Annotated in this window: 19 protein-coding genes and 1 tRNA gene; 4 read left to right on the top strand and 16 right to left on the bottom strand. The window is 63.1% G+C overall.

Going from position 1 to position 25,979, the window contains the following annotated elements:
- Positions 1-170: 170 nt before the first annotated feature.
- Both IFT51_RS14290 and IFT51_RS14285 read right to left on the bottom strand, forming a co-directional pair.
- A complete protein-coding gene (locus IFT51_RS14290) occupies positions 171-1,295 on the bottom strand; it encodes a hypothetical protein (protein ID WP_192061760.1) in 1,125 nt (374 codons plus the stop codon).
- A gap of 518 nt (positions 1,296-1,813) precedes the next feature.
- Entirely contained in the window at positions 1,814-2,986 is a 1,173-nt protein-coding gene (locus tag IFT51_RS14285) for a Fic family protein (RefSeq protein WP_192061759.1), read from the bottom strand.
- Between the two features lie 234 nt (positions 2,987-3,220).
- Here IFT51_RS14285 and IFT51_RS14280 point away from each other — a divergent pair, with 234 nt between their 5' ends.
- A complete protein-coding gene (locus IFT51_RS14280) occupies positions 3,221-3,700 on the top strand; it encodes a hypothetical protein (protein ID WP_192061758.1) in 480 nt (159 codons plus the stop codon).
- A 372-nt stretch (positions 3,701-4,072) separates the two neighbouring features.
- Here the strand turns inward: IFT51_RS14280 and IFT51_RS14275 are convergent, their stop codons facing one another.
- Together IFT51_RS14275 and IFT51_RS14270 are read right to left on the bottom strand one after the other, a co-directional pair.
- Positions 4,073-4,447: a type II toxin-antitoxin system death-on-curing family toxin gene (locus IFT51_RS14275; protein WP_192061757.1), complete on the bottom strand. Its 375-nt coding sequence runs from the start codon at positions 4,445-4,447 to the stop codon at positions 4,073-4,075.
- The gene (locus tag IFT51_RS14270; protein WP_192061756.1) at positions 4,444-5,067 is read right to left on the bottom strand and encodes a Panacea domain-containing protein; all 624 of its coding nucleotides are present in this window, start codon (positions 5,065-5,067) and stop codon (positions 4,444-4,446) included. The genes IFT51_RS14275 and IFT51_RS14270 overlap by 4 nt, the downstream gene beginning before the upstream one ends.
- Before the next feature lie 1,135 nt (positions 5,068-6,202).
- Here IFT51_RS14270 and IFT51_RS14265 point away from each other — a divergent pair.
- On the top strand, positions 6,203-6,472 hold the full coding sequence (locus IFT51_RS14265) for a hypothetical protein (RefSeq protein WP_192061755.1): 270 nt from the start codon (positions 6,203-6,205) through the stop codon (positions 6,470-6,472).
- Between the two features lie 580 nt (positions 6,473-7,052).
- On the opposite strand, the gene IFT51_RS14255 is transcribed toward IFT51_RS14265, so the two are convergent.
- The 8 genes from IFT51_RS14255 to IFT51_RS14220 all read right to left on the bottom strand — a co-directional run bounded on the left by IFT51_RS14255 (position 7,053) and on the right by IFT51_RS14220 (position 18,530).
- Positions 7,053-8,585: a hypothetical protein gene (locus IFT51_RS14255; protein WP_192061754.1), complete on the bottom strand. Its 1,533-nt coding sequence runs from the start codon at positions 8,583-8,585 to the stop codon at positions 7,053-7,055.
- A 293-nt stretch (positions 8,586-8,878) separates the two neighbouring features.
- Complete coding sequence (locus IFT51_RS14250) at positions 8,879-9,733, bottom strand: DNA adenine methylase (protein WP_192061753.1); 855 nt, start codon at positions 9,731-9,733, stop codon at positions 8,879-8,881.
- 42 nt (positions 9,734-9,775) lie between these two features.
- Positions 9,776-11,479, bottom strand: coding sequence for a hypothetical protein (locus IFT51_RS14245; RefSeq protein WP_192061752.1), 1,704 nt, complete (start codon positions 11,477-11,479; stop codon positions 9,776-9,778).
- Positions 11,480-12,371: 892 nt separating this feature from the next.
- Positions 12,372-13,166, bottom strand: a complete 795-nt coding sequence (locus IFT51_RS14240) for a metallophosphoesterase (RefSeq protein WP_192061751.1) — start codon at positions 13,164-13,166, stop codon at positions 12,372-12,374.
- Positions 13,163-14,860, bottom strand: a complete 1,698-nt coding sequence (locus IFT51_RS14235) for a hypothetical protein (RefSeq protein WP_192061750.1) — start codon at positions 14,858-14,860, stop codon at positions 13,163-13,165. The genes IFT51_RS14240 and IFT51_RS14235 overlap by 4 nt, the downstream gene beginning before the upstream one ends.
- A gap of 83 nt (positions 14,861-14,943) precedes the next feature.
- Positions 14,944-15,894, bottom strand: coding sequence for a hypothetical protein (locus IFT51_RS14230; RefSeq protein WP_192061749.1), 951 nt, complete (start codon positions 15,892-15,894; stop codon positions 14,944-14,946).
- 323 nt (positions 15,895-16,217) lie between these two features.
- A complete protein-coding gene (locus tag IFT51_RS14225) occupies positions 16,218-16,958 on the bottom strand; it encodes a hypothetical protein (protein WP_192061748.1) in 741 nt (246 codons plus the stop codon).
- Positions 16,959-18,439: 1,481 nt separating this feature from the next.
- A tRNA-Ser gene (locus IFT51_RS14220) sits at positions 18,440-18,530 on the bottom strand.
- A 121-nt stretch (positions 18,531-18,651) separates the two neighbouring features.
- Between IFT51_RS14220 and IFT51_RS14215 the strand changes: the two genes are divergently transcribed.
- Positions 18,652-19,410 carry an SGNH/GDSL hydrolase family protein gene (locus IFT51_RS14215; protein ID WP_192061747.1) on the top strand — a complete coding sequence of 253 codons (759 nt, stop codon included), beginning with the start codon at positions 18,652-18,654 and terminating at the stop codon, positions 19,408-19,410.
- A gap of 254 nt (positions 19,411-19,664) precedes the next feature.
- Positions 19,665-21,029, top strand: coding sequence for a DNA repair protein RadA (gene radA, locus IFT51_RS14210; protein ID WP_192061746.1), 1,365 nt, complete (start codon positions 19,665-19,667; stop codon positions 21,027-21,029).
- A gap of 215 nt (positions 21,030-21,244) precedes the next feature.
- On the opposite strand, the gene IFT51_RS14205 is transcribed toward radA, so the two are convergent.
- From IFT51_RS14205 to IFT51_RS14190, 4 genes are all read right to left on the bottom strand, one after another.
- Positions 21,245-21,730, bottom strand: a complete 486-nt coding sequence (locus IFT51_RS14205) for a dehydrogenase (RefSeq protein ID WP_192061745.1) — start codon at positions 21,728-21,730, stop codon at positions 21,245-21,247.
- A 3-nt stretch (positions 21,731-21,733) separates the two neighbouring features.
- Positions 21,734-22,417 carry a hypothetical protein gene (locus IFT51_RS14200; RefSeq protein ID WP_192061744.1) on the bottom strand — a complete coding sequence of 228 codons (684 nt, stop codon included), beginning with the start codon at positions 22,415-22,417 and terminating at the stop codon, positions 21,734-21,736.
- Positions 22,418-22,603: 186 nt separating this feature from the next.
- Positions 22,604-23,137 (bottom strand): amino-acid N-acetyltransferase, encoded by a 534-nt coding sequence (locus IFT51_RS14195; RefSeq protein WP_192061743.1) that lies wholly within the window; start codon positions 23,135-23,137, stop codon positions 22,604-22,606.
- A 107-nt stretch (positions 23,138-23,244) separates the two neighbouring features.
- Entirely contained in the window at positions 23,245-25,734 is a 2,490-nt protein-coding gene (locus tag IFT51_RS14190) for an ATP-dependent Clp protease ATP-binding subunit (RefSeq protein WP_192061742.1), read from the bottom strand.
- Positions 25,735-25,979 lie beyond the last annotated feature (245 nt).

The raw sequence follows: 25,979 nt of genomic DNA, 5'->3' as shown, positions 1-25,979 counted from the left end.
AGACTTACCGGCGTGAGCGTCCGCCGCTTGATGGTCAAGTACTGCTTGATACAGACTTCGTGCTGCCGGCGCGATCGTCGAAGGCACGCCCCATGGCTTACGAGCGTGCGCGCCCAGGGTTCCTCTTTTGCTTATGCGGTCGAGTGGCCGAGAAGGGAGAAGGTCGCTCCTTAGGCCCGGCGTACGGCAATTCGTACGAGCTGCCTACAGGCCTCTCTGGCCCTTGCCTCGTCCGTGGCTGCCCTGCTAAGCCGATCATGTCTCGTGATGATCTGTTCATCGGTTTGTGAGTCCACCCACGATCGGACCGCAGCGCGCTCCTTTCGGCTCCTACATACTGGAAGCAGGAGGTCAAGCATTCCCGGACGCATGACCCCCTCCGCCACCAGGATGCGGGTGTTGCGGGTCAGCGCTGGATCGTCGGTTGCGACAGCAGCGGCTTCGCGGAGGTTGTCGACTTCCGCGCGGACGTCCGTTGTTGCACGGAGGACCTCGTTCGGCTTGAGCCCCAAGAGCGCCGGTAGCGCGATGAGGCGTACCCATTCTTCGATGTAGGAGAGTTCAAGCTGAAGGACTTTCCACTGCCCGGAAGCTGGACGGCGAATCGTGACTGTGGGCCAGACGTCGAGACCAACGTGAGTGCCTTGCGGCCCGGAGGCGACCAGGTCACCAACGGCTGCGGGCTGACCCGTGGGGGGCGGAATAACAAGTCCGGGAACCCGAAGGTCCGGTGTCACCTCTCCAAGTTGGGTCTGCGCCACGGCGGGAGCCCGGTGCTTCGACGCATTCGTGTGCTCCACGATCAACTGCAGCGGGGAGGTATCTTCACCCTGCCATGTAAACGGTTGAAGCTGACGCAGAGCCTCGGCCAATGGGCTGCCATTGCACAAGGGAGGTAGCGATAAGCGACGCTTGTCATTCAGCCAAGCATTGAAGGCTGCTTCGGTCCCTGCGGCAGGCACCTCGATCGATCGAGCTTCCTGTGTAGTCATAGTTCGGCCGAGATCATGCTCGACGGCCGCGAACAGGGTGTGCTCAAGGACGTTGCGAAGATTGTTCAAAGTATCGGCCGTCAATCGACTGACGGCAGGTGGGATAGGGCGCAAACCCGCGATTCGCACTTCGCTAGCCGAACCGTCCATGACGGATTCGAGGACGAATGCTCCGGCCCGTGAGTGATCGCGAAGCAGCCTGGCGGCATCGTCGAGGAGGTCGTCGACGTAGCCCAGTGACGCCAGAACATGGAGCTGGTGATTGGGGAGCCAACTGAAGGGGCTCTCCTTAATAGTCGGCACAGCATGAGGCTAGGCGGAAACTGTGAGGAGTGCAGCCAGCGTCGTGGATGACATATTTCGGAACCTGGGGGCCATCGAGCCAATGTTTCCGCGTCACCTCCGCAAAAGGGCGACCCGTGGCATCGGTCTCGACGCCACCGCCCAGCCCATGGGTGGGCCACTCTCCACCGTTGCTGAACCGTGTGACGTAGGCCGCATGCCATTGCGCTGAGCACGCCACCGCAGTGGCGGCCGTATCCTCGACCCGGTTCCAGTCGGATTCATCGTCCACGCAGAAGGCCCCGCGGGGAACAGGTGCGGCGACGGGATGACGCGCGTCCTTGCGTCATTGCACGCCGGCGCGGACTCAAAGGATGATGCGGGGCGGACTGCAAGCTACGTGGTACGTCAGCGCCGCGCCGTAGGCACCTAGACCACAAGCGATATATTAGATTGGTTGGGGCTGCGCGGGAATTTGGCCGTAGCCAAACCCATATGAGGCACAGGATGTTACCAGAGGGACGTTCAACTTTGCGTAATTACAAGTCGCTGATGATCTGTGTCACTTCTCTTGCAACATATGTACGGGCATAGCCACCACCCGTCACCTCCCTCAACACTCCTAAAGTTTCAAGCTTGGAGATAAGAGCGCGAGCGGTGTTGTAAACCACACCCCTCGAGTTGGCGAATTCTGATACTGAAATAAATGGGCTACCAAGAATCACATCTACAACATCGCTAGTGATACCGCGAATGCCCACTCTTTCAGCTTTGGCAACAACGGAATCTCGATAAGAGAGCAGGGTGTCGATCACCTGCATTGAAGCGAGTGACCGGTCACGGACAGCCCTGCAGAACATGGCTACCCAAGGATCAAAATCACCCGTAATTGACACCTGCCGAAGCGCGTTAATATATTCCTCACGACGCGGCTCCAAGTAGGCAGAAATATTTAGAATTGGATATTCGATCTCCTTATTCACCAGCAGTTGCAAGGTTACGATGAGCCTGCCAAGGCGGCCGTTTCCGTCACTGAACGGGTGCAGCGTTTCAAACTGGTAGTGAGCCATGGCCAGCTTGGCCATCAGCGGGAGGTCATCCTCAGCGTTGATCCACTTCTCCCAATCGGCGAATCCGTCCGCCACGAACTCAGCCGGCGGCGGGACGAATCGCGCCTCTTCAACCGGTTTGCCCTTTTCACCGATGAACACCTGGCGGTCCCTTAGAGAACCAGCATCATAACCGTCGCCTCGAGTGCCCCGAACCAATGTCGCTTGAGTCTCCTCGAGAAGTCTCTTGCATATGGGCAACGTCTTAATTAGTTCGATTGCCTGCAAGGCGGCAGTTACGTAGTTCATCACTTCGCGTAACTCGCCAGAACGCTTGGGCTCATCGGAGAGTTCCGCGGCAAGAATCTCGTCGAGATGCGCGTAAGTACCCTCGAGCTTCGACGTCTCCTGCGCTTCGCGCTTCAACGCTGGCTGCACAAGAAGGGCAGGGTTCGGCAGGAATCGAATGCGTGCATTCAGGTTGCCCAGGGCTCGATCCGCCTCGCCCATGACCTTGATGGTGGCTTGGCTCAGGTCAACCGTTGTCGCCAGCGCGTGAGGTACATATGCGAAATGTTCATATCCCTGGTGCAGCTCATTGTCCCACCCTCGGATCGGAACGAGGGTGCCAGCGGGAGAGTCCTTGAAGATCGCAATGTCCATGTTTCAAACTTACCGGTTTTTTGAAAAAGTCGAACCCTCAGTTTTCAACTTTTACGCGCGTTATTCGCAACTACGCCTCCATCATGAACATCTGTGGATAACTTTTTCATGCCCTCAGTGGCATGGAGGCGCCCGCGTGCGCTCCACGAACCATCCAGGTAAGGGCGAGTCTGCGCGACGGAACTCGTTGATGCGCGAAAATCTTGTGAGATCAGATCAACTATAGGAGTCATTATGGAAATTAGCGACGCACTTGCAGCGCTGAGCAACACTCTCGAAGCCTCTAGCCAGCGGTGGTCTGATTTTGCCGGAACACGGGCGAATCGGGCGGAAGCTGACAAGCTCTTAGCACATCTATCGCACCTGCTGATGGCCTCCGACGTACGCCATGTGGACGCACAGATCGCCATTCAAGCCGACGTCAGATATGTTCAGGTCGTAGTTTTCAGCGACGAACTTCTGGCCGTCGCGACTCTCGGGAACAACGAGGAATCGCAAGCCACAGCCACGGCCACGGCCAGGACGAACCTTTCCGAAGTTGCCGTCCACGACGGACCGTCCGTTGGGGGCAATGTGGGCAGTACGCCGTTCCGGATCCGGCTCGAGTACGGAGGAACGATCGGAACTGTGTATTTGGGTCACGAAGGTCAGACGCTGCGGAACCGATCGGAACTGAGCGCGTTCCTCCCTCGGCTTGTTGCAGACCTCGCATAGGCCCCGGCGGCCCAACATCATGAAAATCGAGCCTGTGCACAACCCTTAGCCCTCCGCTCAACCCAGAGGGCTCCATCAAATGTCCGCCTCTCGGAATGCCGCCCATCGCCCACGGCATAACCGCTGTCCCAGTTCGCGAGGCGGGCCGGATCACTTGCATGCCTCGAGCGGTTCGCCGCCTGCCACCCCTGAAACGACGAAAACGCCCCTCACTACTCCGCCAAGGCGGGTGCGGGGGTCTTGCAGATCGCGCGTGAGGCGAGATTCATCGGCGCTAGCCGCGGCAGGCGCCCACACGATGCAACCGTCGACAAGCGGCGTCTCCCTGGCAGCCCGACCCACGGTCATCCATATTTCCAGCAACGCGGGGCATCAGAAGGCCTGCGCGTGCCTGTAGAGCCAGACCGCGGTGGCCTTGAGTTCATGTTCACCCTTAGCGATCGCCTCCACGTAGTCGGCCATCGGCCGCTGCTTCAGGTTGACCACCTCGAAACCGTTCAAGTTCAGGAAGGCCACAGTACTGATCCAGGCCGCACGCTTGTTCCCGTCGAGAAACGCGTGTGCCTGAATCAGACCGTGCAGAAGAGCTGCTGCCTGCTCCCACAAAGACGGGAACGTGAGATAGTCACCGAACCCAGACTGAGGCCGCATAACGGCAGCCTGCAGCTTGCCTTGATCAATGACCGGGGCGCTCACCTCCGCATCGTGGAACCAAACGACCTGTTCGACGGAGAGAAAAACCGTCACCGGTCAGCCAGGATGGACAAGCCCTTCTGCCAGTCCCTCCTGACCTGGTCCCCCACGAGCTGAACACGACGGTCTGCTGCAATTCGAGGGCGCAAGCGTCGTCGAGGCTGGTCAGACTCCACCAGGCCGCACATCGTGTAGAAGTCACGAATCGCGTCCTGAGATACGACTCGTCGGCTAGGGGCCGCCGGCTCGAGGCCCGCCCGAGCGTCCTTCCAGGGAGTGTGCTCGTGCGTCACATCGACAAGCTCCGACCACGTCTTCGTGCCATAGTGCTCGATCACAGAGTCAATGATGGCCAGCTGCTCATCGTCAAGACCGGCGTCATACAGGGGAACGTCGCGGTACTTCTGCTCGGCGAAGACCGACCGGACCACGGGACCGTCGGGCCAGGCCTCAAAGTCCTCGGAGATGAGCGGCTTCCCCGTCCAAGCGAGAGACCAAGCCTGCGAGAAGTAGATCAACTTCTGCAGTTTCTTGGTGTTGTAGCCAGGGAGCCCGAGCGCACTCTTGATGTAGCTCGCAACCGTCAGCGCCGTCGTCATGTTCAGCCCCTCTCCCAGGTTGTCGTACGTGTCGATGTCGTCACAGTTAATCAACTTTTGGTTGAGTGTAGGCATTCCACGCATGAAAAGTTGCCCCCATACTCAGGGTGGCCCATGTTGGCCCAAGACTCGTCCGACCGCATCGGGCCGTTGGGTTGCGCCTACCCCCGCCGGTCAGGCACTCCTCGAGACGAGGATATGGGCCCCGCACCGCTCCAGGAAGAAGGGCGCGAGGGCCGTCCTGTGCCAGCGGTCAGGCCATGGCAAGCTCTGCGCGAGGGACGGAGCCAAGCCCGATGCGGACGAGCCACCGGTTGAGCGTGGATCGCGATGACGCGGCTGAGCGCGGCATTGACGGCCGCCAGCGACGCGATCGCGCCGGTGAGCCAGACGACGACGGAACTGGGGAGGACGCTCTGCACGGCCTCGAGGATCTCCGGCGCTAGAGCGCGCGAGTTCTTCCCCGATCGTGGTGACGCGCGGCGAGGGGCTGACGCGATTCAGGCAAAATCGGCGTTTGCAACCAGCTATAGCGACAGTGCTTGATTGCTGCTTCGCCCAACCGCGGCGTCAGATGAGGGAGCGCCATACGAGCAACGGATGACAGAGTCACGTATGCCCAGTCGGTAGATTGGAGTAGCTCCTCGCGCGGGTGCGAAGTCATGGGTGGGCAAACATGGCACCGGACCGCCACGCAATAAAAGGATCAGTCACCCCTCGTTACACGCCTCCTTGAGGGCTACGTTCGCCCACCCCGGACCAGTTCTGGAGCCGTCGAGCTGGAATAGTTAGGTGGCGAGGGCCAGTTCGTGCAGCTGCCTTTAGGCCCCATCCCGTGTGACCGTCTCGGCAAGCCATCCTCGAAGTGCGAGACACGGCGCGGGCTGGTAATACCACTTTTACCTTGAAGCTGGTAACGACTGAGCCCGTCCTGCCGAGAAAGGCATATGTGAATAATGATCGCGCTATTGAAATCGAAGTCTTAACTGATCCGGGCGCCCTGCCCAAAGACGCGTCCCCCGCGGTCTCCGGTACCGACCCGGAAGCAGGTGGCGGTTCTGCTGCAACGGGAATGCGGACACGGTCCTGGAGGCCATCTTCGCTCAGCCGGACGGTGGCGTCTGCGCCCAGGGTTGTGAGGCGCCAACGCTCCTCGCATGGTACGCAGGACCAAGAAGAAACCAAGCGGGATTTTTGGGACCGCATTGGCATGCCGCGCAACAAGCTCGCTCGCGCCGAGTCCGTAGCCCTCGTCATCGCAGCCAGCGTTTCGGGGGCACTTCTTGCGCTGTTCATGCTGGGGGTGATCCCGCCGGGGATCTATCGCGGGATCAATCTCGTCGCTCTGTGCGTAGGCGGAGGCTTACGCCTTCTCGCCCACAGTCAGTCCAGTCCGAGGTGGAAGGGCGTCGACGCAGCTGGCAAGCTTATTGCCTACTACGGTGCATTTGGCGTGCTGTTTCTACCGGCGGCAATCTAGAGATCCGTAGCGTGAAGTACGCGAAAAATAAGTTGGCTGCCCAGGCCCTTGAGGTGGCTCGATCGCCGTCGTAAAGGAAGGATGGCGGAGGCAATGGAACGTCCAACAAGACTCCTGGGCCCAGTCAGACCCTGCGGAGCTGCAGAAAATCCGCGAGTGGGTCAGCAGCCACAGACACAAGATCTCGGACCGTGGCCGAGTCTCTGTCACGGTCCGTGACGCCTGCAACGAAGCCCCCGAGGAATGCTCCTGCATCTACCCTCGCGCTAGGAGTGACTTCTCGCTGATCAACTCCTCTTCCACCGAGACCGCGTGACCAAGATGGTCACGCCCGGTACGCCGGGGCCGCTCAGCATCCTGGGCGTACCTCGCGAGGCCTATAAGTCCGCTCATCGAAGAAGAAGCCCTCGCCATGCTGGCTGAAATAGGGATCGACGTGCCGACGCGCCCCCTACGGCAAGTTGTTATCCCACCGCCGTTTCTGCGGGGGGGGGGGCGACAGCTGACCTGAAGCCCGGCCGGGCCCGACGAGTCTCACCCGATAAAGGCGACGGGCAAAACTGGCAGCCACCCTAGGGCGTCAGGCCGGACCAGACGGAAATGACAAGCCCTTCAGCTCTACTACAAAATCATCGACGTAGGTAATGTCGGATCTGAGGCTATGTGAATAGGCCGAAATTGACGGGGTTCGCGTCACTATGCGCTCGACGATGGTGATCTCGGACCTCAACGGTAGCCCGAGCCTACGAGCGATGGCGAGCTTGGCTTCAGGAGTCGACAAAGCTGAGACGCGGCGACGGTGCTTGCTAAGCCATTCTGCGGCATTGCGAATTTGGCTTCCAATTTGACCTGGCGAGGTGGTCTCAATGGGATCTTTGGCCTCAATGACCGCAAGAATTAAACGGTCGCCTAGATCCAGTCCCGCAAGCACGTCCACGTCGCCATGTATTACCACTCCCTTGAGCCCCTTGACCCCTTGCTCGGCGGAGAAACCTATCATCTCCAGACGGCGCGCTACATCCTTCTCAAAATCAAGATTACGCGCAGCCTCGGCGCCCTTGATCAAGTCATCGAAACGGGTCCGTGCGGCCGGTAGCGGTTCTGGCCACGGGGTCATGAGGTCGTCGAACGCTTTGATGTACGCCGTCAAAGACGAGGCCTGGAGGCCCTCCGGTACCCAAAGTTCTGAGGAACCCCGCGGAATCAACGGACGCAACAATAACCTACCCGGCCGTTCTCTCTGCTTAAAGGGTTCAATCATGTTCCGGTCGGGCGAGAAGGTCAGGTAGCGGATAGCGTGGCGCGCGTTCTCCTCGGTCAGGTGTCCTTGCGTTGCCAGCACCTTGATCAAGTCATCTATCTTAATGGGCTTTAGCCCATCTCGTACTTGTCCAAGAGTCGCTAGCGCGTCTATAAGATCGCGGAGACTGAAACCGTGGTCGGCTCGAAATGCTGAATCGAGGGCCTGCCAGGGTCCAGGCGCTGTTTGTGCCTGCCCTGTCAGCCACAGGAGGTGCTGTGACGCCTTGGTGACATCGCCGTACCGGTCCAAATGCGCGGCCCGGTCACGAACCCACCTGTCTGTGTCGATGCTGAGATCGTGCATGCGAAGAATGACACCACCCCCATAGGTAGTCGGCTCAAGACTGAGCCGCCCCACACCTACCCGGGTGTATGCAAGGAGGTTCGAGGCGATATATTGCAATCGTGCAACCGTTAGAAGTTGCCATCGAGTACTTTCGTCCGCAACAGGACGAGGGATGATGTTTGGGGCTCCGTAGGCGGCAACAACTTCCAGCGAGAGCAACGCCGTCTGGCGAATCTCCGCAAGCGGTGCCTGTAGCTTCGTCCACTCGCGTGCCGTCACAACGCCTTCAGGGCGGTTGTGCGCAAACGCCTCTTTGACCGTCGTCATAGCCCAAATCATTAGGGCGTCTGATTCATGAGCCTGGACCAGCTCGGACATCCAAGACGTGACCTCATCTAGAAACGGCACAACAGACGATATGCCACCCGCTCCCTCGTCAAGGGGAATGGCTTGAACAATCCTTTCGGGCAAATTTTGAAACACGAAATCCTGTGAATTGCCCTCTAGCACCAGTTCATCACTCATAGTTTCGCCATATTACAATCCTTATATAGTCCCAAAACAACAGGGCTGCACACTGACCTTGCTCACATAATTAAGCCGGTCTTATGCCAGTAACCGTCTGACGGGTAATTGTCGCCAACTGCAACGCGCCTTGTCCAATACTGAATTGACGGCTAGCTCACTGACTACCCTCCATGTAAGGCGACGACTCCAGCCATGCGCTTGACGACAAATCAAGCCAAAGACGAGCACCGAAGCGTGGCCCGCGAACCATGCATCCGTGACGGCTGCCTTCCTCAATGGCAGAACCCAACCTAGGCGGCGGCCCGCGCCTGAAGCGCTGAGCCGACGTGGACGCCTGGGCTCGACACCATCAACTCCTGACCAACCCGCTTTTGCATGACGCTGTAGTTGATGCCGAACTGGTGCTGGCTGAAGCCTGGGTAGAGGGAACGGATTTCCGGAGTCCAGTCGTAAGTCAACACCCAGGGTGACTGCAAACCCGTGATCGTCTCAGCTAGTTTGGCGTGATCGTGTCTTTCATAGAAGTTCGTGTACAAGCCGGCGCCTTTGTGGAAATACGGCGGGTCGATGAAAAAGAACAGTTTCTCGTGGCGACCATCCTGCTCCTGAAGAAAAACCTGCCCGTCAAGGCGGTGCAGTTCAATGCTGCTGCGGTACTTGCCGATTCGCCGAATTTTGTTGGCGAGATCAGATCGGTTAAACCTGCACGCCATCTTGTCAGGACCGTTCTGGTCTTTACCGCCGATGACCCCGCCCTTGAGTACGCCCGAGCGGTTGGTTCGGTTGAGAAAGAACGTGGAGAATCCGAGGTCGAACGTCGTCGCCGCTGCGGGGTCGTTCTGTGTCTCTCGATGCCGGTGCCATTCCGGCATCGAAATGACGGCGTTCTCAACGACGTCGGCGAAACGATCAGTGTCATTGAGCACGGACGACCACATGGACCAGATGGAGAGATCGAGGTCATTGAGGACGATGCGACGTACGTCTCCTCGGAAGAGAAGCGAAAGCGCCAGCCCGCCGCCGCCCGCGAAGGGCTCCGCATAGGTGCCGCGCTGGAGGTTATTGTTCCGGAGGATCTCGGCCGTGAGCGCGGTCAGAGCTGTCTTGCCGCCTGGATAGCGAAGGGGCGAAGGCGTTGTGGGCATGGAGGCTCTCGGTCGAGGGTGTTTTCGTCGAGATTAACGCGGTTAGCTCTTTTTGGCCAGCCCAAGATCGGCAGCCGACCCTTCGCAGTTTCGGGCAATGAGCAGCAGGATGGGTTCGATCTCGTCCCACCGTGACGCAAGCTCGTCCCAGACGGGGAAACCGTAACCGTGTGCCACGAAACCGAGATACGCGGCCCCGTACACGTAGCTGGTGCTCGTCGCGCCGGTCCGCAAGCGCTCCAGCGCAGCGCGCTCCGTTTTGGATAGCTTCAGCGGGCCAGTTTTCCCCGCCCTGCCCTTGACGTCGTCGAGAACCTGCGTCATGAGAGTGTGCAGCTTCTCCCCGTGCCGGACCGGCTCACCGATCACGTTTTCGGCCCATCGCGTCATGATCCCCTCGATCAGCACGCGGCTCAGCATTGCCGTAGAAAGGGGACGCGCCTTTCCGGTTTTGGTCAGCTCGTTAATGACCCTGAGGAGTTGCTTGTCATGCACTCCGAAAATGTCCGGATCTCGATAGAGCTGGTGTCGGAGTGAAGGATTAGACGGGGAATTTTTCGCCGGCTCACCCTCGTCCTCGCCGGCGACTCCGTCGTTAGCGTCATCGTCTCCACCGTCATCCTCGTCCTCCCCTCCGCTCGCGTCGTCGCTGTCGCTGTCGCTGTCGCTGCCAGTGAGGCGCTCCTCTGAGTCGACTGCGTCATCCGCTGGGCTGCCTCCGCCCGCTGAGGTGTCAGGCTCGGTCGGGGCGTCCCCCTCCGCATCGGCCGGGGTCGATGTGGGCGCATCGTTTTCTGGGTTTGGCTCTACTTCCCCGAGCGGGACGAGGACCGTTTTTGCGTAGGTCTTTCGTTCCTTCGCGCTCGTTCTGCTGGTGACGACTTCGGCGTAGAGATCGTCGAGGAAGCGCTGCAAGCGGCGCTTGAACACCCTCTTTGGCCCGTCGAAGGCAAAGTCCGCGGCGCTTCGCCCAGTCGTGATCTGGAGTCCGTCTTCACGCACTGTGGGGTTCGACAGATAGCGAGTGACTGTCGTCAGTACTTTCTTCTCTCGCTGCTCGGCGGAGATCATGTCCTCGGCAAGGGCCCAATCGAGGATGCTTAAGGCAAGAGCGTTCTGCGATTTTTCCCCGAAGTGTCGTGCCTTCTCCAGCGACCCCCACTCTCGAATGCCGACACCATTCAGCGCCCCTTGATGCTTGCGCTCGATCCACTTTGTGGCCTCGTTCCGGGTGGGGAACAAGGTCACCTCGATCTCTGTGCTGCCAGGGTCAAACGTGCCGGCGAGCTTCTGGAACGCTGGTCGCACCCGTGCAGGCGCCAGATCGGGGTCGTGCAGCAGGAGAAGCGCGCAGAGTCGACGGTTGCCTTCGAGGATGACGATGTCGCCTCGTTCTCGGATGCCTCCGAAGGTCTCAAGCGGACTGAGGCCGTTGTCGACGATGTCTCGCGCTAGGGGAACGACAGCGTGGTCACTGACAAGCGATTCGATGATGCGCGAACGACCAACGGACGGTTCGTGCCGGGGGTTGTGCGGATCGAGAACAAGATCCAGCAAATTGTCCCAGTCAACGATGACGCGGTTCGGCAATTTTTTCCCCCAATAACGCAAAGTTTGCTCAAATCCTATCTCGACCTCGTTAGGTGCCTGACGAGTCACCCGCGGCGCCCGTGTGGGCGGGGCCGAGAGGACGCCCCAAACCGGCGAGACCGGCACTGTGTGAGCGGTCGTGTGCGTCAGCAGCATGTTGGCGGCCTGGTGCTAGAAGCAGCCACGGTCGCCGCAAATATAGATTTATAGACCCGGCCGTCTGTGGGTCAGATCGTCCGGAGTGGTGTTGGGGGTGGTGTCATGACAGTCAGTTCCGCGCTGCGTGACTCGTCGCTGTCAGACGACCTGCATCGACGCAGCCGTCCTTAGTCCATGGTTCCCAGTCCCCATCTTGTCTCGGCAGGGGGTGCTCAGTGCCCTGACCTTGACCATGCTTGCGCACTTAGTCGTCATGGTTGCTCTCGTCCATTGGTTCGCCAACACCAGCGTCACCGTCCAGGCAGTGGGCGATCTCGGGTTGGGGGTCTTGGAAAATACCTCGTGGATTCTTCCCTCCCTCATCGCTACGTTGCTCGTGCTGCTAGTTATCCCGCGTGGCTAGCCAGCTGAGGCGGACCGTGCGGATGAACCCGCCCCGACGGCAACTTCGGTCGTCCTGGTTACGGCTCCCGCAGCTGTCAAAGTCCTTGCCACACGCAGCGGTTGTCGGAGTCGTTACCAATCCGGACAGGTGGTCCACTTGGCGCCCGTAGGTTTGTTCGTCGTTATCGTTGCTTGGTCTCATGCGATCACCTACGACTCGGCAGCTCGCCCCACTTCACGGATTCACCTGCTTCGACGTTCTGTTCGGCAGGCGTCGTCTGCGGCAGCGAGAACTCACGAGGTGCTTTCTCGTGACGCGGCCACGCCCGCATTTCCTCGGGGCTACGACTGCAACCGCCGCATTTGCGTCGGTCATGGCGGCGGTGGCCCTATGGTGCGAGCTAGAGAACGAGTCGACGTTGAGGGGCCAGGCTAGACCTGGGTCTCTCCCTGGCACCGGCTCGAACGCTTGTTCCGGGTAGGTCAGGCCATACACATGCAGGCGCTAGTCGAGCCACTTCCACGCCATGGCAGGCAGGTCCAGGACCCCTATGTTCCCCGCTGCATTGTTAGCCGCGAGTGAGTAGACGGTTCGTCCGTCTTGGCGGTGCCCTTCTGCCCGGACATGCATGTGTCCATGGAAAAGCAGAGGGGGCGACAGCTCATCCCACACGCTCGTGACGAGCGCGCGCGAGCGGCTGGAGGCCATGAGTCCCCCCGCACTGAAGAGGCGGTGGTCGGGCAACGCGATGATCTCATCCACAGCATGTGTTCCGTTGTCGACGGCCTCGTGGGTAAGCATGACGTCGACCTCGCCGCCGCCAAGGGCCCGAACAGCATCGTCCTGAGTGGGCTCTTCCGCGGGCCACCAATTCGTGCCTTCGATCCGATTCTCCTGGTCCGGGGAAGCGGCACCTCCGAACGAGAGGAAGGTACGACGGCCGATAGTGAACCTGTAACCACGAGGCAGAAACGAAACGCCCTCCGCTTTGGGCAGAACGTAGGGCACGTCCGGGTAGAGGGTGAAACGTTTTTTCAGTTGACCCCAGTGGTCGTGGTTCCCGGGTGTCACCAGGATTCTCTCGATCCCGTTCTGAGCCATGGCTTTGACGAGGGTTTCGCGGTAGGCACCCCAGGGCCGGTTGGCCGTGAGATTGAAGTCGCCCAGGTGGAGAATCGTCCGGACGTCCGGGGCATGGCGGCGGAGTCGGGTGAGAGCTGTCTTGGCCCAGACGCCACTGCTGTGCCAGTCGCCGGCTATCGCGACTCTGGTCTCGCCGGGGAGAGTTATGTCGTTCACGATGCTGCGGCTCCTTTCCGTTCCACCGGAGGCGGCGGGGTGGGGGCAGGGCGACGTCGCCCCTGAGTAACAGGTTGAGGCCCAGTGAGGCGCTTCCTGCTGCGCGCACGTCGCTGATGGAGAGCCCTGGGCGCCCCACGCCGACGCCGCTTCGGGGGCACATGCTCGGACTTGGCGGTCTTGATCGTCACCTTGTTGTCGTAGGCGTCGTGGAGGAGGCTGACGTTGATCGCTGCGCACTGAAGCGCAAGCAGAATCGCGTTCGGCGTAGTTCCGAAGACTGAGCTGCCGTGACGATTGAGGACACCCCGCCACATCTTCAGGTTGGAGTTCGCGCTTTCCACAGCCGTCCTCATCCCATAGATCTCGGCCCATCGTGTGGTTCCGAAGGGCAACGGCTGACGCTCCCGGGAACTTTCCTGCGGGTAGACCATGGTCGTTCCGCCGCAGTCGCAGTCATGCGGCTTGCACTTGGTCTCGGGTTTCGTCCGCGCATAGCGTCCGGAGGCAGGGTTGTTTGGGCATCTGAGTCGTCCCGAGATGGCTGGCCCTTTCTGCTGCACGCTGCCGTCAGGTTTCACAGCCCCGTTGTTCATGAATGCGTACGACAGGCGTCTCTCGTACTTCTCGCGGAGTTCGCGTTTTTCGTCGTCTGTCATGCCGATGGTGAAGTTCTTCAGTTGTCGCATCTCTCGGGGCAGCGCGGTGCTGAACAGGGTGCCATCGATCCAGATCGCCCTCTTGTCTCTGATGGGGTTCCGCTGACGTCGCTGGTTCGTGTGAAGGTCGTGGACGTACTTGATCCCCCGCTGGTCGAGTTGGAACGTCCAATTGTCGGCTTTGCAGTAGCTGTAGCCGCGGTCAGAGGCTAGCCACTCGGCCTCGAATCCGTGGTGAAGCGAATCGATGAGTGCGAGGCCAGCGGCTGCCTTGTAGCTGCCGGCTGGTCGGAGGAGCATCCCACGGATGAAGTAGACGATCGTTTCGTAGCCCACGAATCCTGCGTCGACGAGCAGGTGGAGGTCGTAGCCGTTAAAGGCGTTCGTGTCGTGGTCTTCGGTCTGTGTTCGCCATCCGACTCGTGCGTCGGGGTCGACAGAGCACTGCAGCCGGCCGTCGTGGCCCTTCCGGGGCCACCCTGCCTTGGCTCTCACCTCGACGTCCTCTTTCTCGGGTTGTGGTGGTGAGTACTGATCATCGACCACCGGGTCCGGCTTTCTCGGTGCGTACATCCGTCTGGCGGATGTGGGGACGTCGGTGGAGTCGAGGGCTTGGACTTGGGCGGGCTGGAAGACGGGTGGGATGCTCGCCTCGACGATGCGGTTGCAGAACTGGTCGAGTGTCAGCAGACCTATCGGTCGTGGGCGGATCTCGCCCGTCTGTGTGTCGACTCGGCGGTGACTGTCCTCGGGTTCGAGGAGTCGCGCGAGGGCAGCGAGGTTGGCTTCGAAGTGGTCGTTTGTTCCAGCAAAATCGGCGAGGCCCACCAACTGTCGCTCGGTGTGGGTGAGTTCGAACGCGAACCGGGCGATGTTAGAGAGGCTCGACGATTGTTTCGGCTTCTGGATTTTGAACGCAAGAGCGATGATCAGGAACGTGCGCAGAGACACGAGCCGCTTCTGACCTCGTCTGCATTCATCGAAAGCGAGAGCACCATCACTGATGTCTGCTCGGTCAACGATGATCTTCGCCATGCTGAGTGCTTTTCGGTTCGTGTGCCTGGTCATGAGCGGCTGGTCTTTCTTGACCGGCCTGGCGGGACGGAAATCGGCCCCGGTCACAGTGCACCTCCGGCGAGGCGCGGATACTGCTGCTCCGGCGCCTCGCGGGCAGTGAGGTACGGAGCAAGATCACGAAGCGATTGCACGTTGATGCCTGCGGCTTCGAGGAAGACGCCGAGGCGCACGTCCTCGTTCAGCACGGTGGCCATCCAGGTCGTTCGGAGTCGTGAGGGGTGGAGCCGTGGCAAATGGACCGGAACGTCGAGGATCTTCTTCAGCTTGGAAGTGACGTCTTTCTCGTTTTCGCGCACCTTGCCCACCAGGGGACCCTCGGGGTTATCGCGGGCGATCTGCATGAGCGGTCTTGCGAACTCGCGACGTACGGCCACCACCCTGGGGCTCGTGCCCTCGACCTTGACTGTCACGTAGTCGCGATGGGCAGTGAGGTGGTGCGCGTGCACTCGGGCAGCTTCTGGACCGCGAAGGCCGGCACCGAGAGAGAGGTACAGGATCACGGCCAAGACGCGTTTGGCTCGCTCGGTCGGCTGCTCCTCCATGATGCGGAGGTAGCCCGCCACTTCGGTCGCCCGGTAGGGCGCTTTGATAGCACGACGAGCGAAGGCTTCGGGTCGAGGTGTCCAGAGTGCGTGCCGCGTCACCTGCGGCCCGATTCGACGCAGCATGGAGCGGTGCTGGGCAGCTCGCATGTCACTGAGGCGCGCCAGATGATCTGAGACGTACCACTCGACAACGTCAGGGGTGAAGAGGTCTTCCAGCTCGAGGGACAACTTGTTGTCCACGGCCCACCGGAAGAAGTAGGAGACGGCGAGCATGGCGTTCATGGCCGCATGAGGCGTCTGAGGGTTGACGGCGCGGGCGCATCTCTCGATCTGCGGGCGGTGGAGGTGGTACCAGCCCGCTTCGTGAAAAACGGGCCGGTACAGCTCGATGACCTGCTCCGACTCGTAGATCCACGTTCCGCGGAGGATTAGGCGGTTGTGGCTCATGCCGGCACCCCCGCGGAACCATCGGACGGAGGGAAACTCAGGCGCGTCGTTGATGGCGGTGAAACGGAAGCGCGGCTCTTGGGCGGTGCGCTTCGGACCTGTCGTCGACGTGCGACTGGCTGCACGAGGTGAACCGATGAGATGGGCTTGTGGGTTCGGCGAAGAGAGGCTTGTCTACCGGCAGCAGCTGGGTTATCCTTGACACATCCGGGGCACTTGGATGCATTTTGGCTTCTGCTAGACGTGTTGGCGCACGTATCGGTAGGGGCCTTTTTTGCGCCGCCGTGTAGGCGACTTGACATGGGGCAGTTGGGTCCTTCTGGTTAGGTGTTCGAGGGCTTTCGGTAGGTGGCGTAGGCGACTCGTTCGAGTTCTCCCTTGCGGGTCAACTGACTCAGAGTCGAGGCGACCTTCCCGCGATCGGCGCCGGGACGGATCGAGGCGAGCTGGAAGTAGACCTCCGCGATCGTCGTGGGCTGAGTTCCGATGAGGGACCGAATGTGGTCCGAGAGGCTCAAGTGCGTGAGACTCACGGTGGGCGTTGCGGCAGAGTCGCCGAACGCTTTTGCGAAGTGTTGCTGGAACTGAATCCACTTCACGTCAGCGGTCGATGGTGCATGCATGTCGGCAAGTGACATCTCCAGTTCGGCCCCCACGTTGAGCAATTCGCCCACCGCGATTTCCAAACCGGCGAGCACGCTCTTTCGCTCAGCGAGCGTCATATTTTGCTTCCACGAATCAAGCATCGCTAAACGAATGGCCGCGACACAAGTACTCATTTCCGCAACCGGCTGAGTCTGAGATTTGTGTAGCACCCGGTAGCCATCGATGACATCGCGCATTCCGGACGACGTGTCTGGATGCCTTAAGAACCGACCCACATCAGCACTTTTCATCCAGCGAGTTCCATCGATGGTGCGCTCCACTGATGGACGGCTCATGCCGAACTGATCGCGCATGCGCTCGTAAAATGGGGCATGAGATTGTGTTTTTCGCCGTTTTATTTGGAGAAAGATGTCTTCGTTTCTTCGCTCGACGAAGTAGCACGCGGCAAAATTGGTCACGGCCCACTCGTACGGGACACGTGCGTGGTCCACCGGTTCGCCGAAAAATGGCCAATCAGAGCGGATTTGCCCCTTGGGCAAGTCACGTGGAGCGACCCTGGGCACGCTCTTGTTAGTCACCACGCAACCAGCCTATTTCATCTCAAAACTGAGCTTCGACGTCGGTGTGGACAGCTGCGGTGACTCGTCGCTCCGACATCAGGGTGCCTGTCGGCAAGGCGTGACCGGTCGCGTTCCCGAGGATGACGTGCGATGAGTCAAAACGGGCGTGTTGGAGAAGACACGTCCAACCGAATACCTGGCCTCAGGCCTTACTTCGAACCATCCCGATGGCGCGGCAGGGCACGGACGTGGACGGTCGGGCTGAAGGCGGCAGCTCGCGGCTTTGGCACAGCCACGTAAGGCCGTGCGTCACTGCCTAGTCGGCGTCCGTACGTCATGACGTAGCGTCCGATGAACTCAGCGTCGTCCGCAAGCGGGTAATAGCCCCTCAGGTCGCCCTTGATCAAGACTCCAAGCCCGTCCGCTGCGCCATCCAGGACGAGCATGGTTCCGCCGTAGGGCGTCTCCCGAAACGCGACAACTCGACCCCAGACGATGAGTTCACCATCATCAAACCGCGCTGCCGACGCGTCAGCTGCCGCAACGATGAGATCGACCCCTTTTCGCAAGGGGCCTGCCGGCAAGGCCGCACGCTCTGGCGTGTGCCCATGGAGGGCGGCGTCGAGGAAAGCCGACAGTGCATGCGGTTCCTCGACCTCGCTGGGTGGCGCCGCACGATCGAATGATGACCGCTGTGTCCTACTGCCGGGTACGGCATCGTCTGGCCGGCGCCGCCCCGAGAGGCCAATGCTCGGTGAGTCGTCGACACTCACTCGCCACTGCGAGACTCGAGGCCCAGCCGTCGTGACGTATCCACGGTCACCTGGCTTGTCGTCAGATCTCTTCGATCGACGGCTGCAGCCGTCGATGTGAGACCCGGCGAAGTACGGGGCCTTGAACTTGCTGTCGACGGCACAAGCCGTAACCGGTCGCAGACATTGGTCCCCATGTGGTGATTCCCCGGCGCATCTCCACCCCTTCGTCGGCAGTCCCCCTCGCCGTACTTGAGTGATGTTGATCACTTCGCCAGCCGCGTTCAATGCCTCGTCATGCACCAGCACCCTCCCCTGCATAGTCACGCAAGCATGGCGCACGAGAACACACCGAGATAGCCCTTCGCAGAGGGACTGGAACGGCAAGAGCCCTCATCAGCAGCGCTCGCGCTGAGCGAATAGGCCGAACAGCTCCGTCGAATCCGAACCGTCGAGCATAGGGTCGCGGCCCTCGTGCCATTGCGACTTTGTCGCGTAGAACTCAGTTGCGTTCGAACCAAAATCGACGACAGGGGCGAACGAAAAGTGAGCGCAAAACCGCATAAGTAAAGGCGGCTCGCTTCCAAAAGACTGGAAGCGAACCGCCTAAAAGGCTGGATCAGCCTGTGGCGGTACCGGTGGGATTTGAACCCACGGTGGAGTCAACCCCCACACATGTTTTCGAGACATGATCCTTCGGCCGCTCGGACACGGTACCGAGAGCGAGTGTAATACACGACGGGGGCTGTGTCGAAACGGTGACCCGCGCCTCCTCGGCTCCCGCGTGGCTCCACAGGCATCGCAGCCGTGATGTCAGTGGTCGGGCGTAGGTTTCGAGCATGACGCAGCGCACCTCCCTCGCCTTCCTGTCGGGCGTCGGCACCACCCTCGCCGCCGCCGGCGGGGCCTTCGCCCTGTACCGCCACTTCGCCGGTCAGCAGCGCGCCGCCGCCCACGACCTGAACGAGAAACTGCCGGTCCACTCTGCCTGGTGGCGCTCGCGCTACGACAAGAAGGGCGCCCTGCTCTACGTCGCCCTCGGCGACTCGGCCGCCCAGGGTATCGGCGCCTCGAGCCCCGCCCGCAGCTACGTCGGCCGCCTGTCGGCAGGCATTCGCCGGGCCACCCACTCCTCCCTGCGCATGGTCAACCTCAGCGTCAGCGGCTCGACCACCTGGCTCTGCCGAAAAGACCAGCTGCCGAAGCTCGCCGAATACGACCCCGACATCGTCACCGTCGCCATCGGCGCCAACGACATCATCGACTTCAAGGCCGAGTCGTTCGAGAAGAACATCCGCGCCATCTACAGCGCCCTGCCGAGCCACGCCATCGTCGCCGACCTGCCGACCATGTGGCTGCCCGACCGCGAGAAGAAGGTCGCCGAAGCCAACGCGATCGTCCACCGGGTCGCCGGCGAACTCGGCCTCACCGTCGCACCCCTCTACGAGACCACGCGCCGACAAGGGCTCCTCCGCACCTTCCGCAACTCGGCCGGCGACCTCTTCCACCCCAACGACCTCGGCTACCGCGTCTGGGCCTCCGCCTTCGAACCCGCCATCGCCGACCGCCTCGCGCAGATCGCCGCCGACCGCTCCTGAGCGGGCCTGCGCTAACCGGCCCGGCCTGACCCAGCGCGGCCCGGCACGACGCAGCCCGGCGCGGCCCGGCCCGCCGCGGCCCCGCGCAGCTCGGCCCGGCCCGGTCTGGGGACTCACCCGGCCTGGAACCCCCGCGTGAGCAAGACACCCCCGCACGACGGGGTTCGATGCTCACGCGGGGGTTCGTGGTCGGCTCTCCACAGCCCCACCGAGGAGGCGCCGCGAGTGTCGGTGGCCACACCTAGGCTGTCCGCATGGCACGCCCCGCATCCCCACCCTTCCGCTGCACCGAATGCGGGTGGACATCGCTCAAGTGGGTCGGCCGCTGCGGCGAATGCCAGCGCTGGGGCACCGTCGTCGACGTCACCACCACCCTCGCCAGCGCCCGCGGCACCGCCGCCATCAAGATCGGCGCCGACCGTGCCGCCCGCCCCATCACCGAGATCGAGGCCACCAGCGTCGCCTCCTGGCCCAGCGGCATCGACGAGTTCGACCGCGTGCTCGGCGGCGGCATCGTCCCCGGCGCCGCCATCCTCCTCAGCGGCGAACCCGGCGTCGGCAAGTCGACGCTCCTGCTCGAGGTCGCCTCCCGCGCCGCCGCCACCGGCGCCCGCGTGCTCTACGTCACCGCCGAAGAGAGCGCCTCGCAGGTCCGCCTCCGCGCCGAACGCACCAACGCCCTCCACCCCAACCTCTACCTCGCCGCCGAAGTCGACCTCGCCGTCATCCTCGGCCAGATCGAGCAGGTCGACCCGCAGCTCGTCATCGTCGACTCCGTGCAGACCGTCTCGTCGTCCACCCTCGACGGCATCGCCGGCGGCACCTCGCAGGTGCGCGAAGTCGCCTCGACCCTCATCCGCGTCAGCAAAGACCGCAACCTGCCCGTGCTGCTGGTGGGGCACGTGACGAAAGACGGCACGATCGCCGGCCCGCGCCTCCTCGAGCACCTCGTCGACGTCGTCTGCCAGTTCGAAGGCGACCGCCAGACATCACTCCGGTTCATCCGCGCCCACAAGAACCGGTTCGGCCCCACCGACGAGGTCGGGTGCTTCGAGATGACCGGCGACGGCATCGCCGAGGTCGCCGACCCCAGCGGGCTCTTCATGTCGCGCACCGGCGCCCCCGTCAGCGGCACCTGCATCACCGTCGCCATGGAGGGCCGCCGCGCCCTGCCCGTCGAGGTCCAGGCGCTCATCGTCGCCAGCTCGGCACCGCAACCCCGCCGCGTCGTCAACGGCGTCGACTCGTCACGCGTCGCCATGCTGCTCGCCGTTCTCGAACGCCGCGCCGGCATCCGCCTCGGCGACGCCGACGTCTACGTCTCCACCGTCGGCGGCATCAAGCTCACCGAACCCGGCGCCGACCTCGCCATCGCCCTGGCCCTCGCCAGCGCCAGCCGCGACGTGTCGTTCCCGCACACCATGGCCGCCATCGGCGAGATCAGCCTCGCCGGCGAGATCCGACCCGCGTCATCCGCCACCCAACGCAGCTCCGAAGCCCGCCGCCTCGGGTTCACGCACCTCGTCGACTCCGACGCCACCCACCTCCGCGAGGCCCTCCGCCGCGCCTTCAGCATCGGCAGCAGCCCGCGCGAACGCGAGCTCGACGCCGCATTCTGACGGCATGACCCCGCCTGGCCGCTCGCCGCCTCGGGCGACGACCCGCGCCTCCTGCGCTCCGCCCGGTGTGCAGCGGCGCCGACCGGGGACGTCGGGCAGCGACGTCGGGCAGCGGCATCGACCAGCGACGTCGGCCAGCGGCATCGACCAGGTATGTCGGACAGCGACGTCGGCCAGCGGCATCGAGGCACCGAGGCACCGAGGCATCGGGTCGATTAGTGCAGAGCCTTGAGCAGGTCCTCCGGCGTGGCCGCCATCGTGTGCGGCCCGGCGATGTCGAAGAACACCTGCTCTAGGACATCGAGGTGAACCTCGAGGAAGGCCCGCAGAGCGGACGCGTCGTACAGCATCACCTGACGGTTCGTGTCGTTCGGCACCATCGCCGCGTACGCGTCGGCCGACGAGAACAGCAGCAGGATCCGCTTGTCGGTGTTCTCACGCCCGAAGACGCGCACCTGCTCGGCCGCACCGAACGCCACACCATCGGCGTCAGCACCGTCAGCACCGTCGGCACCGTCGGCGCCCTCAGCACCGTCGGCGCCGTCACCACCGGCACCCCCGGCAGCACCCGCCGACGCATCGGCCACGAGCTTCGGCACCACGACCACGTCATGGCGCAGGGCGAAGGCGACGGCGGCGACGTCCTGGCTGGCCAGGGCCAGCTCGAGCGCCTCGGAACGGGGGTCAGCAGCTTCGGTCATCGCTCAGTTCAAGATCATCGGGGCGGGGTCGGCCGACGTGATGTCGCCGACGAAGACGGAGAGTCGATAGGTCGCGCCATCGGCCGGAACGGCGCTGCGCGACTCGCTGTCGCAGGTGTCGGGCGACGACCGCGTGCGGTCCCACGCGATCGCCGGGGTCTCGAGCGTCTGCCCGGCCGTCAGCGTCACATCCTGATCGGTGCCGTTCACCTGGCAGTCCTTCGACGACCAGTACTGCTCCTCACCACTCGAGACGACCAGACGCTGCTGATTCGACCCGAGGTTGATGACGCAGTCGGCATCGCCCGTGTTCGTGATCGACATCGCCATCTGCGGCAGCTCGGTGGCCGCATACGACTCCTTGTCGAGGATCGCCGCCAGAGCGATGTCCGTGGGCTCGCACGCCGTGCCGTCGGTCGCAGCCGAAGCGTCGGCACTGGGCTCCGGCGTCGCGTCGGCGGCCGGAGCCGTCTCGGCAGGTGCCGTAGCGGCGTCGTCTGCCGAGCCGTCGGCGGCAGGGGCGCTCGACGTCGCCGCCGCACCCGGCTCGCTCGCACCCGACCCGGGTCGCACGACGATCAGCACGATGATGACGATCACCGCGATCAGCCCGAGGGCCACCACGGCACGTCGACGCCAGTACACCGAGGGCGGCTGCGGCCCGGTCGGATTCTTGAACGTCGACATGCGCACAAGCTAACCGCAGGTCAGCCCGCGAACCCGGCACCCCGGCGGCGTGTGGGCTGAGAATCGCCCCAGCAGCAGCCGAGGAGGCGCGGTGCCGGCCCCGAGGCAGCCGGCCCGCGCGGTCGGCCCGCGCGGTCGGCCTGTGCAGCGGGCCCGTGCAGCGGCCCCGACCGCCGAGTCACCGAGTCAGTCGAGCGCGGGCAGCGCCTTCAGCATGCGCGAGTTGCCGAGCGTGTTCGGCTTGACCCGCGCCAGGTCGAGGAACTCCGCCACGCCCTCGTCGGTCGACCGCACGAGCTCGCCGTACACGTCGGGCGGCACGAGCCCCTCGTCGCCCACGTTGAGGTACCCGTGCTTCTCGAAGAAGTCGACCTCGAACGTCAGGCAGAACAGGCGCCCGATCTCGAGTCGGCGCGCGGCGCCTTCGAGGGCCTCGAGGAGGCGGTGGCCGACTCCCCGACGGATCCATGCCGCATCGAGAGCGAGCGTCCGCACCTCGGCCAGATCGTCCCACATGACGTGCAGCGCTCCGCAGCCGATGGGGGTGCCGTCGGGGCCGACGGCGATCTGGAACTCCTGCACGTCGCCGTAGAGCGTCACGAGATCCTTGCCGAGCAGGATGCGCTTCTGCACGAAGGGCTCGCAGAGTCGCTGGATGTGCGGCACGTCGCTGACGACGGCGTCGCGGACGGTGATGCCGAACTGGTCCGCTGTGGTCATCGGGCCAGCCTACTCAGGCCGACCCGCGCCTCCTCGGCTCCGGGTACGCCGAAGGGCGGCCCGGCCGGAGCCGGACCGCCCTCGCGGTGAATCGGATGGACCCTCGATCAGCTCTCGATCTCGGGGGCGTCGCCCACCAGGACCTCGTCGCGACCGGGCTGGCGCGACGTCTCGAAGGTGAACTCGCCGTCGACGAAGTCGATCGCGACGTGGTCGCCCGCGGTCAGGTCGCCCGTGAGGATGCGCTCGGAGAGACGGTCCTCCACCTCGTGCTGGATCGCACGACGCAGCGGACGAGCACCCAGGGACGGGTCGAAGCCGATCTTGATGAGCTGCTCCTTCGCGGGCAGCGTCAGGACGGTCGTCATGTCGCGGTCGAGCAGTCGCTCGGACAGGCGCTTCACGAACAGGTCGACGATCTGCAGCAGCTCGGGCTTGCTCAGCTGCGGGAACACGATGGTGTCGTCCACGCGGTTGAGGAACTCGGGCTTGAAGTGCTTCTTGAGCTCTTCGTTGACCTTGGCGCGCATCCGGTCGTAACCGGTCGCCGTGTCGCTGTCGCTCTGGAAGCCGACGGGGCCACCCGCGATTCCCTTCGACCCGAGGTTGGTCGTCATGATGATGACCGTGTTCTTGAAGTCGACGACGCGACCCTGACCGTCGGTCAGACGACCTTCTTCGAGCACCTGCAGCAGCGAGTTGAAGATGTCGGGGTGGGCCTTCTCGATCTCGTCGAACAGCACCACGGAGAACGGCTTGCGGCGGACCTTCTCGGTCAGCTGCCCGCCCTCTTCGAACCCGACGAACCCGGGAGGGGCGCCGAACAGACGCGAGACGGTGTGCTTCTCGCCGTACTCGGACATGTCGAGCGAGATGAGCGCGCCCTCGTCGTCGAACAGGAACTCGGCGAGCGCCTTGGCCAGCTCGGTCTTACCGACACCGGTCGGACCGGCGAAGATGAACGAGCCGGAGGGGCGGTTCGGGTCTTTCAGACCGGCCCGCGTGCGGCGGATGGTCTTCGAGAGCGCCGCGATGGCCTCTTCTTGCCCGATGACGCGCTGGTGCAGCGCCTTCTCCATGAAGACGAGACGCGACGTCTCTTCTTCGGTGAGCTTGAAGACGGGGATGCCGGTCGCCTGGGCCAGCACCTCGGCGATGATGCCCTCATCGACGGTTCCGCCGGCTCCGGCTTCGCCCGAACGCCACTGCTTCTCGAGTCGGAGACGCTCGCCGAGCAGCTTCTTCTCCTCATCGCGCAGCGAGGCGGCCTTCTCGAAGTCCTGGTCTTCGATCGCGCCCTCCTTCTGACCGCGGACGCCGGCGATGCGCTCGTCGAACTCGCGCAGCTCGGGCGGCGCCGACAGGATCGACAGACGCAGACGCGCGCCGGCCTCGTCGATCAGGTCGATGGCCTTGTCGGGCAGGAACCGGTCGCTGACGTAGCGGTCGGCGAGGTTCGCCGCCGACACGATGGCGCCGTCGGTGATCGAGACCTTGTGGAACGCCTCGTACTTGTCGCGGAGGCCCTTGAGGATGTTGATCGTGTGGGGCAGCGAGGGCTCGTGCACCTGGACCGACTGGAAGCGGCGCTCGAGAGCGGCGTCCTTCTCGAAGTGCTTGCGGTACTCGTCGAGCGTGGTCGCACCGATCGTCTGCAGCTCGCCGCGGGCGAGCAGCGGCTTGAGGATCGACGCGGCGTCGATGGCGCCCTCGGCGGCACCCGCACCCACCAGGGTGTGGATCTCGTCGATGAAGACGATGATGTCGCCGCGGGTGCGGATCTCCTTGGTGACCTTCTTCAGGCGCTCCTCGAAGTCACCGCGGTAGCGGCTGCCGGCGATGAGCGAGCCGAGGTCGAGCGAGTAGAGCTGCTTGTCTTTCAGCGTTTCGGGGACCTCGCCCTTGACGATCGCCTGGGCCAGGCCCTCGACGACGGCCGTCTTGCCGACACCGGGCTCGCCGATCAGCACGGGGTTGTTCTTCGAGCGGCGGGAGAGGATCTGCATGACCCGCTCCATCTCCTTCTCGCGACCGATGACCGGGTCGAGCTTGTTGTCGCGCGCCGCCTGCGTCAGGTTGCGACCGAACTGGTCGAGCACCTGACTGCCGCCCTGCGCGCCCTGGGTCGCTTCGCCGCCCACGGCCACCGCCTCCTTGCCCTGGTAGCCGGAGAGGAGCTGGATGACCTGCTGGCGGACCCGGTTGAGGTCGGCGCCGAGCTTGACGAGCACCTGGGCGGCGACGCCCTCACCCTCGCGGATGAGGCCGAGCAGGATGTGCTCGGTGCCGATGTAGTTGTGGCCGAGCTGCAGTGCTTCGCGCAGGCTCAGCTCGAGGACCTTCTTCGCCCGGGGCGTGAAGGGGATGTGACCGGTCGGCTGCTGCTGGCCCTGACCGATGATGTCCTGGACCTGCTCGCGCACGGCGTCGAGCGAGATGCCCAGAGACTCGAGGGCCTTGGCGGCGACGCCTTCGCCCTCGTGGATGAGACCGAGCAGGATGTGCTCGGTACCGATGTAGTTGTGGTTGAGCATCTTCGCCTCTTCTTGGGCGAGGACGACGACGCGACGGGCACGGTCGGTGAATCTCTCGAACATCTTCTTTGCTCCCTAGGTGACGGGGTGGAGTTGTCGCCACCGATACGCAGTCGGTGCCCGCAGGGGGTGGCACCGGTTTACACAGAGAGTAACCACGGGACACCGCTTAATCAGCCCCTGTTCGCTGGGGGCATAGAGCGGCCTCGCGACGGGCCGCGGGAGGGCCGCGACGGGCCCGCGGCAGGCCCGCGACGGGCCGCGGCAGGGCCGCGGCAGGCCTCCGGGGTCGGGCTGACAGGGCCGAC

It is taken from the genome of Frigoribacterium sp. CFBP 13712, assembly GCF_014842255.1.
Lineage (GTDB): Bacteria > Actinomycetota > Actinomycetes > Actinomycetales > Microbacteriaceae > Frigoribacterium.
This window is presented reverse-complemented; position numbering and strand designations above follow the sequence as displayed.